Genomic DNA, 18,507 nt, shown 5'->3' with positions numbered 1-18,507 from the left:
CTAATTCAGTAAACTCTCAGTTGCCAAGCCATACCTCGACAAGCTGGTTGCAGGTTCAGCCCGTAGGGTCAATCCGAAGAATTTAAATCCTTTAAGTCAATAATATATATTCGATTGGTCGTACTTCGGCAATAAAAGCACTACGTTCCTTCGTTGTGCTTTAGTTACCTTATTTTACAGTATTTCAGGGAGTAGGGCGTTATCCTGTAAAATACCAATAAGCAATTCTTGCATTTGCTCTGCCATCAGCTGCATATCATCGAAGCCTTGCAGGCTAGCGAGCTCGGTAGTGGCCTCATTAAAGCAACGCATTAAGCATTGAAGAGACAATGCTGCGCTATGTGCGGTTCCACAATTAAAGATAATTTCTAGCGCTTTGATATATTTCTTAGGCATCCATTCATGGTAGTTACGTCCTTTATACCAAACATCATCATTTTGCATGGCGACTAGACGTTCTATCATGGTCAAAAAATACTGTTTCATATCAGCACTTCTTGACCATGCGACCCATAATTCATCTCGAGTTAAAGCTACCGTGACCTGATGAGCTTCATGCCAAAAGTCAGAGACAACTTCAGTAAATTGCTCCGCAGTGAATTGAGGTGGTGTGAGTACTTGTTGATTAATACTTTCAGGTAAGCCTTCGGTGATCCCGGTTTTATCGAGTAATACTGCAAAGCCGCGAGAAAAAGTGGCATCTAAACCTTCCTGCTTCATCTTAGATAATCGCTCAGGTTCGGCAAAGGTGAAATCCACTTTACGACCCTCTTTAAAAATGACCAAACAGGTTGGCCAATCAGGCGCATCTTCTTCAAGATTTAGCAAATGAAGAGCAACTAAAGGTTCACCAAACTGATTAATCCAAGACTTCTGCTTAAATATTTCGGTTGTACCATGGCCAATCAACTCAATATCAATATCTGAATAGCTATCAATGTCTTGCTCCCGAGCACGAGATCCCGTCAATATGACTGCTTCAATTCTTGGATCGAGTAATGAAATAGAGATAATTTTATTTATTAAAGATGCAGGTGATTCCATAACTTGCCTATTAAGTATAACAATGGCTGCTACGATACCGATAAAGGCATATAAAAGCGAAGGTTCAAACGTAAAAAGTGTAAAAAAGCCAAAATATGAGCTCAAAAGGTCATTCGATAGGTAAAAAGAAAGGAGACTTATTAAGTTAAGTGGGGTATCTTGTTTAGTATATAAAACAAAATGTGCGTAAACTTGCGGTTTTAAACTTATACAAGGTGATAAAATCGCTTTTTGCTAAACAGAGGCAACCAATGAGCGTGTTTATCGATTTTGACCAGTCAGTTTATCCATTCCCAGCAAAACCAGCACGATTAAGCTCGGATGAAAAAGCCTTTTATCGGCAGAAGATTAAGTCGCTTTTGGTGGATAAAAATGCGGTAATCGTTGCACATTACTATACCGACCCTGAAATTCAAGCATTGGCTGAAGAAACGGGAGGTTGCGTTGCAGACTCATTGGAAATGGCGCGTTTTGGTGCAAAACATTCGGCTTCAACTTTGGTTGTTGCTGGCGTGAAATTTATGGGGGAAACTGCAAAGATCCTCAGCCCAGAAAAGCAAGTTTTAATGCCAACATTAGAAGCCCAATGTTCTCTGGATATAGGCTGCCCTGAAGAGGCGTTTATCCGTTTTTGTGATGAGCACCCTGATAGGACTGTTGTGGTATATGCGAATACATCAGCAGCAGTAAAAGCGCGGGCTGATTGGGTGGTGACATCCAGTATTGCTGTCGAGTTAATCGAACACCTTGACAGCTTGGGTGAGAAAATTATTTGGGCTCCTGACCGCCATCTCGGACGCTATGTTCAACAGCAAACAGGCGCTGATATTCTTTGTTGGGAAGGGGCTTGTATTGTTCATGATGAATTTAAAACCCAATCATTAGAAAAAATGAAAGCGTTGTACCCCGAGGCAGCGGTATTGGTTCACCCCGAGTCACCACAAGCGATTGTCGACCTTGCAGATGCGGTGGGTTCTACAAGCCAGTTAATTAAAGCGGCACAAAATTTACCTAACCCATCGATGATAGTGGCGACGGATAAAGGTATTTTTTACAAAATGCAGCAAGCTTGCCCGGATAAGACGCTTTACATTGCTCCTACAGCGGGTGAGGGCGCTACATGCCGCACTTGTGCACATTGCCCTTGGATGGCAATGAATGGCTTAAAAGCGATTGCTGATGCTTTAGAAGGGAGTACCCAAGGCCATCAAATTCAAGTTAGTGAAATATTACGAGAAAAAGCATTACGACCATTAAATAAGATGCTAGATTTTGCAGAGAGTCTAAAATAATAAAATACAATTTGAATGAAGTACTGAGCAATACAACATTAACGATCACTTATAAAGGATTTTGGGATGGATTTCTTTAGTACAGCCAATACGTTAGTGCAGATCCCACTCTGGGGTTCAGTTTATGATTTATCTTACATTGAAGCTGTGGGGACGATTGCCGGCTTACTTTGCATTTTGCTTGCTAGCCTAGAAAAAACGATTAATTACCTGTTTGGGTTAATTAATGTTTCTCTATTCGCGGTTATTTTCTTTCAAATTCAGCTATATGCAAATTTATTGCTACAGATATTTTTCTTTGTTGCTAATATCTATGGCTGGTACGCATGGAGCCGAGTGACTAGTTCACAGCAAGCAGAACTAAAAATTCGTTGGTTGAGCTTACCAAAAGCCGCTATCACACTCGTTATTTCAATCATCGCTATTATTTATCTGACATTTAATATTGATGCGGTATTTGGTGTGCTTGCGAGATGGGCTGTCGAGTTATTAAACCTATTTGGTGCCAACCTTGCGATGCCTACGATAGAACCTGACGCATTCCCATTCTGGGATTCAGCAATGACCATTCTTTCTGTTGTCGCAATGATTTTAATGACGCGTAAGTATGTTGAAAACTGGTTATTGTGGGTTATTATTAACGTCATCAGTATTGTGATTTTCTTTATTCAAGGCGTTTATGCCATGTCATTAGAATACTTAATTTTATTAGGTATCGCCCTAAATGGCTCTAGACTTTGGATAAAATCAGCAAAAGAAAACGGCTCTTTGCCTATTTCCCGCACTTAGAGAGAAAAAATCGACTAAAACAGCGAAAGTGACATTATCGTCATTTAGCTGTTTTAGCTATTATTTGCTCTGTAAAATGCTATTTTCGCTGACTTATTGTGCTAAATTTCAACATTTCACCTCATTTTATAATTGGCGGCTAATAAAGTCCTAGTTTTATCGTGCGCTTGCCTGTTTACAGATGTCTGTTGAACGGTTAGATTAAAATTTAGATGCTAATTCTCTTTTATCCTTTGGGTACAGCGAGGAAATTCAGCTGTCTACTCTGCGCTTTGTTCGAGCGAAACTAACGTGGATAAATTTGGCATGTAAATCAACTACAGTAAAAAATAATAAACATTGGATATACGGGTATGAATTATCAGAACGATGACGTCAGAATAAAACAAATTAAAGAATTATTACCACCAATTGCTCTGCTCGAAAAATTTCCAGCAACCGACAAAGCTGCGTTTACCGTTCATGAAGCACGCCTGGCAATCCACAATATTTTAGCCGGTAAAGATGACCGTTTAGTGGTCGTCATTGGCCCTTGCTCAATTCATGATACTAAAGCGGCTTTAGAGTACGCTGAGCGCTTGGGTAAATTACGTGAGGAATTAAAAGGCTCATTGGAAATCGTGATGCGTGTGTATTTTGAAAAGCCGCGCACAACAGTAGGCTGGAAAGGGCTAATTAATGACCCTAAAATGGATTGTAGCTTTGATATTAATGAAGGTTTACGTATTGCACGTGAATTGCTGTTAACAATCAATAACCAAGGCTTACCGACTGCGGGTGAATTCTTAGATGTCATCAGCCCACAGTATGTGGCAGACTTGATGAGTTGGGGGGCAATCGGTGCTCGTACCACTGAATCACAAATTCACCGTGAGTTAGCGTCAGGCTTATCTTGCCCTGTCGGCTTTAAAAATGGTACTGATGGTACGATTAAAATTGCAATTGATGCAATTAATTCAGCACGTTCAGCTCATTGTTTCTTATCGGTAACTAAGTGGGGACATTCTGCTATTGTGAACACTAGCGGAAACCCAGATTGCCATATTATTTTACGTGGTGGTAAAGAGCCGAATTACAGTGCTAAGCATGTGCAAGAAGTACGTGAAGGGCTAGAGAAAGCAGGGCTTGTGCCGAGTATCATGATTGATTTTAGCCATGCAAACAGCTGTAAAAAATTCGAAAAACAGATGGAAGTGGCAACAGATGTTAGCGAGCAAATCAGCCAAGGTGACCGCTCAATTACAGGAATTATGATTGAAAGTAATCTTGTGGAAGGTAACCAAAATCTCGAATCTGATGAGCCACTAGTTTACGGTAAAAGTGTGACAGATGCGTGTATCGGTTGGAGTGATACTGAAAAAGTGTTACGTCAATTATCGGATGCAGTGATTGCCCGTCGCAATCGATAAAACTTAGTTATAAAAAGCCAGTGATAGCGATGAAAGAACATCGTTAACTGGCTTTTTTATGGTATTTTATTTTTGAATTCTATTTAATAATTCTTCCAGCTTAGCTTGCTCTTCCGGTGTTGCATTCGCTGGCGTTGCCGTTAATTGCAGTACTTCATTATCGACTTGAACATCAAAGTGTACTTTGCCTTTCTCGCCTTTAACATATTTCACCTCTTTTAATGGAATACGATAGCAGTAGGCGAAAATATTTGGGCGAATATAGAAATATGAATCTTTAATCGCTAAATAGATACTGTCACTCGCTTTTTTGCCAAAGTAACCAAGGAAAATTGTGAAAACAAATAGAAACATCCCCAAGCTTTGGCTCAATATAATAAAAGTGACACTAATTAAACCAAGTGCAACAACTAAAATACGGTTATTGCGTTTGTTGAACTCAACGCGCTGGTCAAATTGAACATTTAATGAGGTATCAAATTGGTTTAGTTGATGGTAACGCCAACGGATCGCAGAGAAAATCATTCCCATGGTAAACACAATGGTGATTGGCATTAATGCGAGGCTACTTAATACCGCAAGAACAATGGATAACCGAGGTTTATAAGTCATCACCATCATACTAATAATTTGTACTGGAAAGCTGACACAAGCAATGATCATTAAGGTTTTCATCAGTTCGGCATTAGCTGCACCATTTGAACCATCAACGACTAATTCACCGCCTTGGATCATATACAGCAGAGAACCTAAAATACTGGCGCTAAGTACAAGACCAACCCAAACATACATATTAAATTTGTTCATTTTATTGTTTTATCAACCTTTCAATCTGTTTTCCCTATGATAGTCGGTTATTGTGATTTCTTACACCTTGAGTTAATGAATTTTGCGGAAAAGAAAGATAATTATGACAAAAAAAGGGCTAAGCTTTCGCTTAACCCTCTATCGATAGCAATCGTAAATGCTTACTTCGCTTTACCTTGGTTTGCTACTGCAGCTTGTTTAGCTGCGATTTCATCTTGGTTACCTAAATAGTAACGTTTGATTGGCTTCATGTTTTCATCGAATTCATAAACCATTGGGACCGCAGTTGGGATATTCAGGTTCAGAATTTCATCTTCACCCATGTTATCCAAGTATTTAACTAAGGCACGTAAAGAGTTACCGTGAGCCGCAATGATGACTTTTTCACCGCTAGCAACGCGAGGCTTAATCACTTCTTCCCAATAAGGGACAACACGCTCGATAGTGGTTGCTAAGCTTTCAGTGACAGGCAGTTCTTTTTCTGACAGTTTCGCATAGCGAGGGTCATGGCCAGGGAAACGCTCATCATCTTTAGTCAGATCTGGAGGAGTGATGGCAAAACCACGACGCCATAATTTAACTTGTTCGTCACCGTATTTTGCAGCGGTTTCTGATTTGTCCAAACCTTGCAGTGCACCGTAATGGCGTTCGTTCAGTTTCCAGCTTTTTTCAACAGGTAACCATTGCTGTTCAACTTGATCAAGGATATTCCATAAAGTATGGATAGCGCGTTTCAGAACGGAAGTGTAAGCAAAATCAAAAACAAAACCTTCGTCTTTTAGCAGTTGGCCTGCAATTTTTGCTTCTTCGCGGCCTTTATCAGACAGTTCTACGTCAGTCCAACCTGTGAAGCGGTTCTCTTTGTTCCACTCACTTTCACCGTGTCTTACTAAAACCAGTTTAGTTACAGCCATAGCTAAAACTCCTATCAGTACACTCAAATTAAAAATGAATTATTGCTGACCTACATTATAGGGATAGTCAACTCGAACGCCAGTAGCAACTTACGTTTTATCTAAACCAAATCAAAAAAGTCACGATCAAAGAAATTTTCATGTGAAACTTAGTTTAAAATTCGTTGCCTTGCCTTTTTATTGACTCACCACCATTTTTACAGGATAAGTAAAAAATAACAGATGTCCCAAATTTAACCCGAAGTGAATCGATACAGCAAGCCATAATTTACCACTCCACATCCAAGCTAGGCCATAAATCAAACCCGCTAACGTAGCAAAGAGAATTAACAGTGGTCCACCAGCAAAATGTACAGCACCAAATAACAGCGAAGCAATCACTAATGCGAGGTATGGGGATTTTAACCAAAGGGTTAAACGTTGCTGTAAATATCCTCGAAATAGCGCTTCTTCCGCTAAGGAAACAAAAAATAGATTACAGAGCACAAAGGCCGGTAGCCAACTAGGGAAATGCGATTCAAAGGCTAATCCACCGGCGGCAGTAGCGATTAACAATAAAAGTGGGACAGAAATAACCAGCAGTGCCCATTGAACTTTAGTTGCATGTTTGGCTGGCCGGCAGACAAATAACGTTGGTAAGCAGGCAAATAAAATAAAAGGGACGAGTGCCTTATCAAAATTAAAATACATTGTGAAAGGGGCGCTATGCGCGCCTACGGAAACTTTATCGAGATATTTTAGGTTATTAAACCCAGGAAATAAGTGAATAAAGAGGCCAACTGCACAAACGAGTAAGGTGGTTTCACTGATAATTTTTATGGATAAATAGTGTTGGAAACGCAAACGAATAATGACAATTATTGTAATACCAACCAATAGCAGAACTGCTTGCCAATCAATAACCTGTGTAAGTGCTGCGGTAATAATTGTGCAAGCGAGTAAAAAAAGTGCAATTAAACGATGTGTTGCAAGCGCTGTAAGTGAAGAGGCTAACATTAACCAAGCCATAAAGAATATCCATTAAGATGTCTAAATTATTAGAAGGGGCGCAGTGTAATGGTTTTGTGTGAATTTTCTAATTTAAAATAATCAACAAAATAATAAGTTAAGTAAAATCAATAGATTGTGTTCGTGTGATTTCGTCACTATTTATTAAACAGTAGATTAAATTTGCCAATAGTTTTATCGCATCTATTGGCAAATAAGTTAAAAATTAAAGCTCTTCAATATCGTAACGGTATTTACCCTTGTCAGGGACAAAAGTGAGCCGATGTGTAATACAAGCAGGGGCATCTTCTTGATGATGGCTGACAAACAAGAGCTGTGTGTTACCTTGGCTTAGCATGACATCAATAAACCGCAGAACTAACAACCTATTAAGACCATCTAGACCTTGCAATGGCTCATCTAAGATCAGCATAGCAGGGTGTTTAACTAGCGCGCGAGCAATTAAAACTAAGCGTTGTTGCCCCCATGAAAGACTATGGAAAGGTTGTTGAGCTATTTGCGTTGAAAAACCTAACAAAGCTAACCATTCATACGCTAATTGTATTTGGCGGTCGGAAGGGGTTTGGTACAAGCCAATAGAATCATGAAAACCGGAAATGATGACATTGAGTACACTGGTGGCGACACGGTATTCTTGGTGAATGCTATTGCTGACGTAACCAATATGGCGCTTAATATCCCATATGGTTTCTCCTGTTCCACGACGGTGACCAAATAACGTTAGGTCATTACTGTATCCCTGAGGGTGATCCCCTGTGATCAGGCTCAGTAACGTTGATTTTCCAGCCCCATTTTCACCGATAATTTGCCAGTGTTCGTTTGGGTTTACCTGCCAATTTAACCCGTGCAATATCGGTTCGTCATTGTAGCTAACGATACCATTTCTCAAAATAATACGGGGTGTCGTGTCATCCAGTTTTTCGTCTGTGGTGGGGTCCTCTGTTTCAGGGATGGAAAGCTGCTTAATTTTCTCGCTGTGTTGTAATTGCGTTATTAGCGTGTTAGCGAGTACTGACTCTCTATCTCCTGCCATCGTTAACTTGCAGTCAGCGACGACACCGATGTTTTCAATAAAGTCTGGGAGCTCATCGAAGCGGTTTAGCACTAATACTAAAGTTAAGCCTTTTTCAGACAAACTTGATAGCAGCTCGCTAAGATGACTTCTGGAATAGACATCTAGGCCATCAAATGGCTCATCAAGGATTAGCAGGTCGGGATTACCCATTAATGTTTGGCATAACAGTACCTTGCGAGTTTCTCCTGTGGAAAGGTACTTAAACCGACGAGACAGCAGGTCACTGATACCGAAGCGAGCGGCAAGCTCAAGGCAATATTCATTGTCTTTATGGTTAAATTGGATGATTTCAGCGGCTGTATACCCTGTGTCATCTTCATCATCACTGAGCATATCTGTGTTATTGCGCTGCCATTCTTCATTGATAATTTTTTGTAATTGTTCAAATGATAGACGAACTGGAGAGGTGAATGTATTTTTTACAACGCCAGAAAGTGGGGGAAGTTCATTAGAAAGTACCCGAGCAAGTGAAGATTTACCGCTACCATTGGCACCAATAAAAGCCCAATTATCCCCTTTTTCGATATTAAGTTGTTGAATGTCTAAAGTTTGTATTTCGCTGAGCTTAAAGTTGCCATGTTGTATTGTTATTGTGCCCATCAAGCTTCCTTATCATGATTATTTACCTTGTCATCTATCACAAATAATCAGGATTGAAGATAAAGTCAACAGCTGAACAGCATGGTAAGAGAAAAAAGGTGAATGCTTACTCACTTATGATAGCAAGTAAGCTTAGTTAGCACACTAACAGAGGGTGGCGATAATCACTTGGTCCGCATTGAATAATGCGGTAACGCTATTATTCACTTTCAATGATTGACTATCAATTTCACTGTTTGGCATGGTTGAACATAACGTTTCACCGCCTGTAAGTGTCACAATGACTTCACTGTTCTCATTACCTCGCTCTAACGTGGTAATTTTCCCTTCAAGATGGTTATCAAAGCCAGTTGGGGCGGGTTGTTTAGTAATTTTTACCCAAGGTGCTTTAATCAATGCGAGTACTTCTTTACCTTCAGTTAACCCTAAACGGTTAGCACTTTGCTCTGTTAGTGCGGCATTAATCACAGTACTGTTATCTGATAAGCGAATTTGCACATGTTGCTGAACTTGCATGTGGTCACGGGAAATTAAAGTACCAAAAAATTGGTTACGAGCACTGGTTTGCAATGAAAACCGTGAAATAGCTGCTAATAAGCTGTCTAAAGGGAGATTGTCTTCTTTTAGAACATCAAAGGCTTTTTGTTGGATTTGTGCTAGTAAATCATACAGTTGAAGTAATCTTTCACCGTAATGTGTGAGTGTTGTACCGCCACCGCCTTTACCCCCTGTTGCTCTATCAACAAGGATATCATCAGTGAGTTGATTCATTTCATTGATGGCATCCCAAGCACTTTTATAGCTGATCCCAGCAAGTTTAGCCCCTTGGCTGATAGAGCCTGTCGCTTTAATTTGTTTGAGTAGCGCGATACGGCGAGGATCAGCAAATAAACTGCCCTGTAGTTTCAGTGTGAGTAAAATTTCGGCCTGCATAAATTCCTCCCTTCCGGTGTGGCTGGTGATGACAGACGTAAAAAGCACGTTTAGTATGTCGTTAGTATAATATTTTGTCTAAAATAGTCTCCATTATAACGTAATTGTGCGTTATTATTTTGATTTGATTTATACTCAATGTATTGAGAGTCAAGTTTTCCCTCGTCAGCGTATCTTGTAGGCTGGTGGGTACAGTATCACTGAAGAGGTTTTTTCCTATGTTAGAACTAATTAAAAGTCTGGGTTTTGCCCTGATGATGGTTCCAGTTGTTATGTTTTTGATCATGGGTTTGATCTATGGTTTGGGCGCGTTCTTTAACTTACTGTCTAAAGCACACGTACCTCATCATCATAATACTGAGAATAAGTAACGCTTAGCGAATACTATTCGAATTAATTATAGACCCCTTGATGGTAAATGCTGTCAGGGGGTTTTTCTTTTTGGTTTTAGGCTATCTAGGTAGCTAGAATATAATTGCCTGCGCTTTTGAATATTAAATTGTTGTTGTTCTTCACTGGTTTTCTCTGAAAAAGAGGATTGGAACTGCATTAGGGCTTCAATGGGGTCCGTTGGTGTCTGTTCTGTAAGTTCTTTGATTGCTTGATGAACAAAAAGCCCACATCCATTAGGGACATATTGTTGAATATTCTTTTCAATATAATGAATTTTTTTTGCTCCAGCTAATTCAGCTGCTTGCGCAATTTTCTGTTTAGCTTCCGAGTCGAGCTCGTAAAAAGAATTAAAAACCATCCCCTTTATCTCATTTTTTACCTCATCTTGGTAAAGCACAAATAAGACCCAATGGTTATTATTAATATTGACAGGAAATAGTTCCAGTTGGCTAAGAGGTTGTTGGCTTATAATTTTCTGAGAAACTATGTCATATAGTAGGTTCTCATTATTTTGCATGAGGCCAATAGGGCTATTAACCGTTAACATTGTCGAGGATCCCGTTTCTCTCTTATCGGTAGAGCCAATTTCATCGCTTGTTATCATCCGGTTATTACCCCAGAGATCTGATTCATGACCTAACACTGGTGGTAGGTTTTGCGCAAATAAATGGGTTAATTCGATTTTATCGTCGAGTTTTTCTAGGGTTGAGCCAATGATATACAACAGTTTAGAAGGGTGTTTAAAAGCCTCTCTATGGTGTTTGGATTGATACAGAACCTGACTGGTTTTTTGTATTTCTTTATCGATTCCTTTTACCGCGGAACGTTTTCCACTAAATAAATCAAATAGGATGTTTTCTGCATTTTTTCCTGCAGAGTCTTGCCTAAGAGCAATGTTATGCAATAAATCAATACTCTCTAAGTTTCCATCACTCGCCGATTTTGCTAAAGAATCTAAGGTTTCAGGTGCTATTTCTTTATCAAATAACCCATTAAATTGTTCAATTGTTAACTCAGCCATAAGGTGAGTCGTTAGTTTTGTCGAAAACGTCCCCATATAATTACCTTTGCTATGTCGTTTGTAAAAGTAGAATGAAATACTGAAATATGCACAATTTGTGCCGATAAAATTACAAAGGAAATAAATTGTTCTCTACATAAAAACGATTTTACAGTTGGGGGATTTTTCATCGCTCGTGGAGTTTTAGGGAAAACATGCAACAAAATTGCATCATTTCTTGAGCCAGCACACTTTTATACGTAGTTTGACTTTAAGTTATCGCTGTGTCCTGTTATATATAGCGTGTTGATTAATACTATGGTGAATTAAAATGAAAAAAGGTTTGGTATCACTTCTTGCTGGCGCAACATTGACATTAACTCTGGCTAGCAATAGCTTTGCAGCTGATAAAATTACGGTTTTTGCAGCGGCTTCTTTGACGAATGCATTGAATGAAATTTCAGAGCAGTATAAAAAAGACACGAAAGTTGAAGTTGTTGCTTCTTATGCGTCTTCTTCAACTTTGGCTCGTCAAATTGAGCAAGGCGCACCCGCTAACTTGTTCATTTCTGCTGATCAACAATGGATGGATTACGCCATCGATAAAAAGTTGATGGTGGAAGATACGCGCTATACATTATTAGGTAATGAATTGGTGTTAATCGCACCGAAAGATGCAAAAATCAATAAAGTTGAAATTAATAAACAAACTGATTGGAAAAAACTGTTAGACGGTGGCCGTTTAGCCGTTGGTGACCCTGATCATGTTCCTGTTGGTATCTATGCGAAAGAGGCATTAAGCAACTTAGGTGCATGGGAAACGGTTGACCCGCTGTTAGCACGTACGAATAACGTGCGTAGCGGTATGGCATTAGTTGAACGCCAAGAAGCCCCTTTAGGGATTGTTTATGGTTCTGATGCTGTCGCTAGCCAAAAAGTGAAAGTCGTTGGTGTTTTCCCAGCAGATACCCATAAACCTGTTGAATACCCAATGGCGATTGTTAAAGATCAAGATAACCAAACAACGCGTGATTATTATGAATACTTAAAAACCCCAGCGGCTTCAGAAGTATTCAAACGTTACGGTTTTGAACCTCGTACTCAATAAACGTTAAGAGAGCATTTTTTTGCAGATGTTAAGTCCTTATGAATGGGAAGCGATTTACCTAAGCCTAAAAGTATCCAGTGTGGCTGTCATTTTCAGTTTACCGTTAGGTATTTTAGTGGCATGGGTGCTAGTTCGCTGTAATTTTCCTGGAAAAACACTGCTCGATAGTATTATCCATCTCCCACTGGTGCTGCCGCCAGTGGTAGTGGGTTATTTACTGTTGATCAGTATGGGAAAACGCGGTTTTATTGGTGAATGGTTATATAACTGGTTTGGTTTTAGTTTTACCTTTAGTTGGCGAGGGGCTGCGCTTGCGTCTGCCGTGGTCGCATTTCCACTGATGGTGCGTGCAATTCGTTTAGCGCTTGAGGCGGTTGACCAAAAATTGGAATTAGCCGCGAGGACATTAGGTGCAACACCGTTGCGTGTTTTTTTCACGATAACCATTCCGCTTTCTCTTCCCGGCATTATTGTCGGAACAGTATTAGCATTTGCACGTTCGCTTGGTGAATTTGGCGCCACAATTACATTTGTTTCGAATATACCCGGTGAAACACAAACCATCCCATTAGCGATGTACACCTTAATTGAAACGCCGGGAGCGGAGGTAGACGCTGCGCGTTTATGTGTCATTGCGATTATTTTAGCCTTGATTTCATTATTGATCTCAGAGTGGCTCACCCGTTGGGGTAAAAAGCGTTTGGGGGTGGCTTAGCATGTTAGAACTCGATTTTTCTCAAAGACTAGGGGACTTACAGCTTGAAGTCACAACACAACTGCCAACGGAAAGCATTACTGCGGTTTTTGGGCTTTCAGGCGCAGGTAAAACCTCGCTTATCAATGTGATAGGTGGGTTAACGAAACCCAATACAGGGCGAGTTGTGCTAAATGGCCGTACATTGGTGGATATGGAAAAAGGTATTTGCTTACCACCGGAACAACGCCATATCGGTTATGTGTTTCAAGATGCACGGTTATTTCCTCATTATCGGGTGAAAAGCAATTTGCGTTATGGCATGTCACCTATAATGAAAGACCGCTTTGATGATATTGTCGGCTTGCTTGGTATAGAAAAACTGCTAAATCGTTATCCAATTACACTATCTGGCGGTGAAAAACAGCGTGTAGCTATTGGTAGAGCCTTGCTCACAGCACCTGAAATCTTACTGATGGATGAGCCGCTAGCCTCTTTGGATTTGCCCAGAAAGCGCGAACTCTTACCGTATTTAGAAAAACTGTCCCAAGACGTTAAAATTCCAATTTTATATGTCAGCCATAGTTTGGATGAAATTTTACGCCTTGCGGATAAAGTCATTGTGATGGCGCAAGGAAAAGTAAAAGCGTTTGGCCCTTTGGAAGACGTTTGGGCAAGTAGTGCTTTGCGCCCTTGGCTACAGCAAGAAACGTTAAGCAGTGTGGTAAGTGCAACGGTGCATAGCCAACACCCTGATTATGAAATGACAGCGGTGATTGTAGGTAGCCAAAAACTGTGGATCCCACGCGTTGAGGCACAGCAGGGGGCTGATGTACGGATACGTATTGACGCCGCTGATGTTTCTTTGGTACTCGAAAAGCCACAAGTGAGTAGTATTCGCAATATTTTAGCCGCAGAAGTCGTTGAATGGATTGAAGATGGCGAACAAGTGGATGTGAAGCTAGATTTAGGCGAAGAACATTATTTATGGGCGCGGATCACTCGCTGGGCAAGGGATGAGCTTTCTATTCGTAAGGGTCGCAAGGTGTATGCGCAAGTGAAGGCGGTATCATTATCACGTCATCTATAATTACTCGTCGTCCTTGTCGGTGTGGCGTTGTTGGCTACATTCAGCTACCCAAGTCACATACTTCTGTACGCTCCTTGGGATAGCTTCATTTGCCGCCTAGCCACAACACCAATGACTTAGAGTAAAAGGTATCGTTCTTGTCGGTGTGGCAATAGAAAATAGAAAAAGGAAAGCGGGGCTTTCCTTTGAATTGAGAATTCACGAGAAGATTACAGAACGTATTTACGGATTACTTCAGCAATACCGGGTTCGGTATTAATGCGAGTGACTAATTTGGCCTGCTGCTTAATTTCATCAACCGCATTGCCCATGGCAACACCTAAACCTGCGGTGGTCAGCATACTTAAGTCATTGAAGTTATCGCCGAAAGCCACAACATCATTCATCGTCATCCCTTGGGATTCGACCCACTCTTTTAAGCGTTGGCCTTTGCTATTGCCTTTGCGACCGACGTCCACTTGATCCATCCAAGACCATTCACAATCTAAACCAAAGTCATTTTCAATTTCACTAACGATTTGATGGAGTTGTTCCGTATTTGGCGAGCTAACAGCAAATTTCCAAATAGAATCATAGTGATGCATTACATCAGCATAGTCTTCAACAAATTCAATGGTTGGGCGCTGTGCAACAGGTAAGGATTCGGCCCAATTAAGTGTACGCTGGATGCCCTCTGTTTTTGCGTTGTATAACATAGCGTTATCAACATACATTAAATGCTGAATATCCGTTCCACGCAGCTTGTCTATCATTTGTGTAACGGAATCGAGGGTCATTGGATTAGATTTTAGGACTTTTTTGCCTAAATAATCGTATAGATAAGTTCCGTTGCAACAGATCGCTGGCGTATCAAGGTCTAAGGTTTGGTAAAACGGATGAATAGCGACATGATGACGACCTGTCACAATGATCACTTTAACGCCTTGGCGGCGAGCTTCTTGTAAAGCAGCTAACGATTCTGGCAGGATTTTTTTCTGGTGATCAAGCAGTGTTCCATCAAGATCGAGCGCAATAACGCGGTATGACATAAACGGCTCCACGTGATTTAGTTGTTACCTATCTTACTAAAGGGCTAGAGATAGGGAGATGATGAATTTAACGAATAACGAGAAATTATTGCTATAAAAACAGTCAACTTGGTATGTTTTATCATCATAACGTTAACTGAACCGTTTTAGTATCATTATTATTTGTTCTTTGTGCGATACATATAGTGGTTTTGGTGTCATTTTTTACAATTAAAGCGAAATTAAACTAATAGCTGCGATAAACAGAAACCTACAGAATCTTTGCTCACATTAATTCTAAAATTTACGCTCATATCAATAACTCCACTTGTGTATACTACGTTATCAGTTAATAACTAAGTGCTCGGATGCCATCCAGTATTAGAGAAAGTAAAATCAGGGGATAATATACAGCTCAATGTTAAATATTATGTAGTTCAACATCCTCACTGATTTAAGATCTTGGAGATAGCTAATCATCCAAAACCTCAAGATACAAGTAGCCAATAAAATTTTGATATGAAATTAAAAAATAAAATTGAAATAATATACTTCGCTATTTATTAAAAATGGATAAGCATAATATGAAAGCTTGATGAGTCTAAATTTTCAATTGGTCTGCATGAATTCGTAGAGAAACTAAACCAAGCTGGTGCACTTGAAGCTGATATACCTGGCTCAACGTGCCCTATGAATGAATATTTTCTCTTTCATTCACCAAATAAAATCTCTCGTGACTATGATGAGAAAATTCGAGTTAATAAAGCTCATTTCGAAAATGCTATAAAATTTCACAATAGCATGTTTAAGTTGGATATTTGGTATGGAGAAGAGCGTTTCAATTTTATTGATAATTATTTATCAATCATTTTATCTGTTGCAGAGAAGTATCGAAGATGATAGAGAAATATATTCCTCATTCAGTAATATCCAAACTTAAAAACTATGATCGTGTTGTTGTAGGCGGTTTAATCAAAGCTGGACATGATTCAAAAATTCTGTTTTTGAAGCGTTCAGAAGGCGAGTTCATGCCAAATGTATGGGAAATTCCTTCTGGTGGCATGGAGTATGATGAAGATATGCAGACAGCGCTTAGTCGTGAAATTGCAGAAGAAACCGGAATGATAGTTATTGAAATTTCTGGTTTTGGCGGTGCGGTTGAGTACCAAGCAATTGGCCAAAGTTGTATTCAATTAAACTTCAATGTTTTATGCTCTGGTCATGTTTGTTTAAGTTCTGAGCACTCAGATTTTGCATGGTCTACTATTGAGTCATTCAAGGGTAATCTTGATGGTTTTATGTTGAGAACGTTCGGATTGCAATGAGTGACAAAAAAACTAGTCAAGGAGTTCTACAGTGTTAAATATTGCTTTAGAAGCCGCTAATACTGCTAGTAAATATTCACTAAAAGGCTTTTACGAAGCTGGTACATTTACAAGAAAAATAGATAACACCATTGTTACCGCTACAGATCTTAAAGTAGAAAATGTGATAAGAGAAGTACTTCAGGTGAAAACCCCACATATTTCTATTTTAGGGGAGGAGCTCGGAACAAATATTGAAGGTGAATTTTCTACCGGATGGATAATAGATCCTATTGATGGAACACGCGCATTTTTGTATGGCGTTCCATTATTTAGTACTTTGATTGCTTATGTTGAACGTGGCATCCCCCTTGTCGGTGTTATATCATTTCCCGCCATTGATACTATGTATTATGCATCGTTAGGAAACGGGTGTTGGTCTAAAAAAGGTGATCTTGCACCAAAACGGATATGTACTCAGATAAAAAAAACGAAAAAATTAAGTGAAGCTGTTGTTTCGATATCAGGAATTCACAGTACTAATTTTGATAGTAGAGAAGGTAACAAAGCTTACAATCTATCAAATGTCGTTAATTCTGCTCAAGATATGGTTTTTATAAATGATTGTTATCAGCATTCAATGGTAGCAACAGGAAGGATCGATTGTGCTATTGATACGTTAATGAAACCATGGGATATCGCTGCTATTTTACCTTGCCTTACTGAAGCTGGAGTTTATTATGCAAATATTAATGGTAATAAAACAAACGTGATCAATGGGGGAAGTTTGGTGTCAGCATCCTCCTCTGAGTTATTGGATGAAGTGATTGTAGCTTTAAACTTATGATACTGAACCTTGGCGCTATTTACTCAGCGTAATTTGCATAATATAGGGTATAGTGAAGCCAATGTAGTAGGCTATAGATACGGTTTTGTATTTTTATCATGAATTAAGGAGTCAGGATGAATCAGGTTGTTTATATTGCGAGCCCCGAGAGTCAGCAAATTCACGTGTGGTCGATGAATGAGGTTGGTGAACTTACTCTTTTACAAACGGTAAAAACACCGGGCCAAGTGCAACCTATGGTACTAAGCCATGATAAAAAACACCTTTATATTGGCGTGCGCCCGAATTTTCGCGTCGTAACCTATGAAATTGAAGAGAAAGGGTTACTGCGTTTAAAAGCAGAAACATCCGTTCCGGGAACGCCAGTTCACTTATCATTGGATAACACGGGCAAATATCTATTTGTTCCTTCATACCATCAACACAACCTATCGGTGCTGGCCATCAATGGCGAGGGTGTGCCAAATCAAGTCGTCCAAGTTATTGAAGGCTTGCGTAATCCACACTCTTCTCATGTTGATGTTGATAACCAACAGCTTTGGGTTCCTTGCTTGGGCGAAGACCATATCCGTTTATTCGATTTACATGAAAATGGTTATTTAACCGAAGCAACTGCGGATCAAATTACTACAGCAGCGAAATCAGGCCCTCGTCATCTGGCCTTCCATCCAAGTGAAAAAGTCATTTATTGCGTGAATGAGTTAGACTCAACGGTAGGCGTGTATCGTAAATTTACTCGCTATCGTAATATGCAAACTTTGGCAAATTATCCATTAGGTAACGAAAGTCAGCGCTGGGCTGCCGATATCCATATTACGCCAGATGGTCGCCATTTGTATGTTAGTGAGCGCTCAGAAAGCTACCTCAGCCACTATCTGGTTTCTGATGACGGTTGCGAGCTAACATTAGAAGCACGTTACCCAACAGAGATGCACCCAAGGGGCTTTAATATTGATGCGACAGGCCGTTTTTTAATTTCGAGCGGGCAAAAGTCAGACCATATTTCAGTCTCTGAAATTGACCCAATTACGGGGAAATTGACGCAAATAGGAAGGTATAGGGTCGGGAAAGGCCCTATGTGGGTCATTTCAGTCATCCTTTGAGCCGTAACTGTGTTGGCTACGTTTACTAACCCTAGTCACATACTGGTGTATGCTCCTAGGGCTTAGTTTCACTTGCCGCCTTGTTACAGC

Annotated in this window: 18 protein-coding genes; 10 read left to right on the top strand and 8 right to left on the bottom strand. The window is 39.9% G+C overall.

Translation table 11 applies throughout. From position 1 onward, the window contains the following. Positions 1-174: 174 nt before the first annotated feature. Positions 175-1,044: an aminoglycoside 6-adenylyltransferase gene (locus PR809_RS09970; RefSeq protein WP_166266343.1), complete on the bottom strand. Its 870-nt coding sequence runs from the start codon at positions 1,042-1,044 to the stop codon at positions 175-177. A 251-nt stretch (positions 1,045-1,295) separates the two neighbouring features. On the opposite strand from PR809_RS09970, the gene nadA reads away from it, so the two are divergent. The 3 genes from nadA to aroG all read left to right on the top strand — a co-directional run bounded on the left by nadA (position 1,296) and on the right by aroG (position 4,534). Beyond that, complete coding sequence (gene nadA / locus PR809_RS09965) at positions 1,296-2,336, top strand: quinolinate synthase NadA (RefSeq protein WP_102138340.1); 1,041 nt, start codon at positions 1,296-1,298, stop codon at positions 2,334-2,336. 66 nt (positions 2,337-2,402) lie between these two features. Then, positions 2,403-3,125: a nicotinamide riboside transporter PnuC gene (gene pnuC, locus PR809_RS09960; RefSeq protein ID WP_102138341.1), complete on the top strand. Its 723-nt coding sequence runs from the start codon at positions 2,403-2,405 to the stop codon at positions 3,123-3,125. 353 nt (positions 3,126-3,478) lie between these two features. Beyond that, positions 3,479-4,534 (top strand): 3-deoxy-7-phosphoheptulonate synthase AroG, encoded by a 1,056-nt coding sequence (aroG, locus tag PR809_RS09955; RefSeq protein ID WP_102138342.1) that lies wholly within the window; start codon positions 3,479-3,481, stop codon positions 4,532-4,534. Between the two features lie 66 nt (positions 4,535-4,600). Here the strand turns inward: aroG and PR809_RS09950 are convergent, their stop codons facing one another. The 5 genes from PR809_RS09950 to modE all read right to left on the bottom strand — a co-directional run bounded on the left by PR809_RS09950 (position 4,601) and on the right by modE (position 9,871). Then, positions 4,601-5,341 (bottom strand): hypothetical protein, encoded by a 741-nt coding sequence (locus tag PR809_RS09950; RefSeq protein ID WP_102138343.1) that lies wholly within the window; start codon positions 5,339-5,341, stop codon positions 4,601-4,603. A gap of 161 nt (positions 5,342-5,502) precedes the next feature. Continuing rightward, positions 5,503-6,255, bottom strand: a complete 753-nt coding sequence (gpmA, locus tag PR809_RS09945) for a 2,3-diphosphoglycerate-dependent phosphoglycerate mutase (protein ID WP_102138344.1) — start codon at positions 6,253-6,255, stop codon at positions 5,503-5,505. Positions 6,256-6,432: 177 nt separating this feature from the next. Further along, positions 6,433-7,263 carry a CPBP family intramembrane glutamic endopeptidase gene (locus tag PR809_RS09940; protein ID WP_102138345.1) on the bottom strand — a complete coding sequence of 277 codons (831 nt, stop codon included), beginning with the start codon at positions 7,261-7,263 and terminating at the stop codon, positions 6,433-6,435. 205 nt (positions 7,264-7,468) lie between these two features. Then, positions 7,469-8,938, bottom strand: coding sequence for a molybdate ABC transporter ATP-binding protein ModF (modF, locus tag PR809_RS09935; RefSeq protein WP_102138346.1), 1,470 nt, complete (start codon positions 8,936-8,938; stop codon positions 7,469-7,471). A 144-nt stretch (positions 8,939-9,082) separates the two neighbouring features. Further along, positions 9,083-9,871, bottom strand: a complete 789-nt coding sequence (gene modE, locus PR809_RS09930; protein ID WP_166266349.1) for a molybdenum-dependent transcriptional regulator — start codon at positions 9,869-9,871, stop codon at positions 9,083-9,085. A 218-nt stretch (positions 9,872-10,089) separates the two neighbouring features. On the opposite strand from modE, the gene PR809_RS09925 reads away from it, so the two are divergent. Continuing rightward, positions 10,090-10,242, top strand: coding sequence for an AcrZ family multidrug efflux pump-associated protein (locus tag PR809_RS09925; protein ID WP_004256731.1), 153 nt, complete (start codon positions 10,090-10,092; stop codon positions 10,240-10,242). 53 nt (positions 10,243-10,295) lie between these two features. On the opposite strand, the gene PR809_RS09920 is transcribed toward PR809_RS09925, so the two are convergent. Beyond that, on the bottom strand, positions 10,296-11,285 hold the full coding sequence (locus PR809_RS09920) for an ElaD/SseL family deubiquitinase (RefSeq protein ID WP_206275909.1): 990 nt from the start codon (positions 11,283-11,285) through the stop codon (positions 10,296-10,298). A 310-nt stretch (positions 11,286-11,595) separates the two neighbouring features. On the opposite strand from PR809_RS09920, the gene modA reads away from it, so the two are divergent. Genes modA through modC form a run of 3 tightly spaced genes read left to right on the top strand, consistent with a single transcriptional unit; the run spans position 11,596 to position 14,156 of the window. After that, a complete protein-coding gene (gene modA, locus PR809_RS09915) occupies positions 11,596-12,372 on the top strand; it encodes a molybdate ABC transporter substrate-binding protein (protein WP_241098602.1) in 777 nt (258 codons plus the stop codon). A 25-nt stretch (positions 12,373-12,397) separates the two neighbouring features. Further along, positions 12,398-13,087 (top strand): molybdate ABC transporter permease subunit, encoded by a 690-nt coding sequence (modB, locus tag PR809_RS09910; protein ID WP_004256724.1) that lies wholly within the window; start codon positions 12,398-12,400, stop codon positions 13,085-13,087. Position 13,088: 1 nt separating this feature from the next. Next, positions 13,089-14,156, top strand: a complete 1,068-nt coding sequence (gene modC, locus PR809_RS09905; RefSeq protein WP_206275908.1) for a molybdenum ABC transporter ATP-binding protein ModC — start codon at positions 13,089-13,091, stop codon at positions 14,154-14,156. Positions 14,157-14,365: 209 nt separating this feature from the next. On the opposite strand, the gene PR809_RS09900 is transcribed toward modC, so the two are convergent. Continuing rightward, positions 14,366-15,184 (bottom strand): pyridoxal phosphatase, encoded by an 819-nt coding sequence (locus PR809_RS09900; RefSeq protein WP_206275907.1) that lies wholly within the window; start codon positions 15,182-15,184, stop codon positions 14,366-14,368. Between the two features lie 875 nt (positions 15,185-16,059). On the opposite strand from PR809_RS09900, the gene PR809_RS09895 reads away from it, so the two are divergent. The 3 genes from PR809_RS09895 (at position 16,060) to pgl (ending at position 18,417) form a co-directional block, all read left to right on the top strand. Beyond that, entirely contained in the window at positions 16,060-16,488 is a 429-nt protein-coding gene (locus tag PR809_RS09895; RefSeq protein ID WP_272524519.1) for an NUDIX domain-containing protein, read from the top strand. Positions 16,489-16,519: 31 nt separating this feature from the next. Further along, the gene (locus PR809_RS09890; RefSeq protein WP_102138354.1) at positions 16,520-17,314 is read left to right on the top strand and encodes an inositol monophosphatase family protein; all 795 of its coding nucleotides are present in this window, start codon (positions 16,520-16,522) and stop codon (positions 17,312-17,314) included. A 116-nt stretch (positions 17,315-17,430) separates the two neighbouring features. Further along, positions 17,431-18,417 (top strand): 6-phosphogluconolactonase, encoded by a 987-nt coding sequence (gene pgl / locus PR809_RS09885; RefSeq protein ID WP_206275906.1) that lies wholly within the window; start codon positions 17,431-17,433, stop codon positions 18,415-18,417. Positions 18,418-18,507 lie beyond the last annotated feature (90 nt).

Source organism: Providencia sp. PROV201 (assembly GCF_028479545.1).
GTDB classification, from domain to species: domain Bacteria; phylum Pseudomonadota; class Gammaproteobacteria; order Enterobacterales; family Enterobacteriaceae; genus Providencia; species Providencia huaxiensis.
The sequence above is the reverse complement of the archived record's forward strand: the minus strand, read 5'-3'. Positions and strand labels throughout refer to the sequence as shown.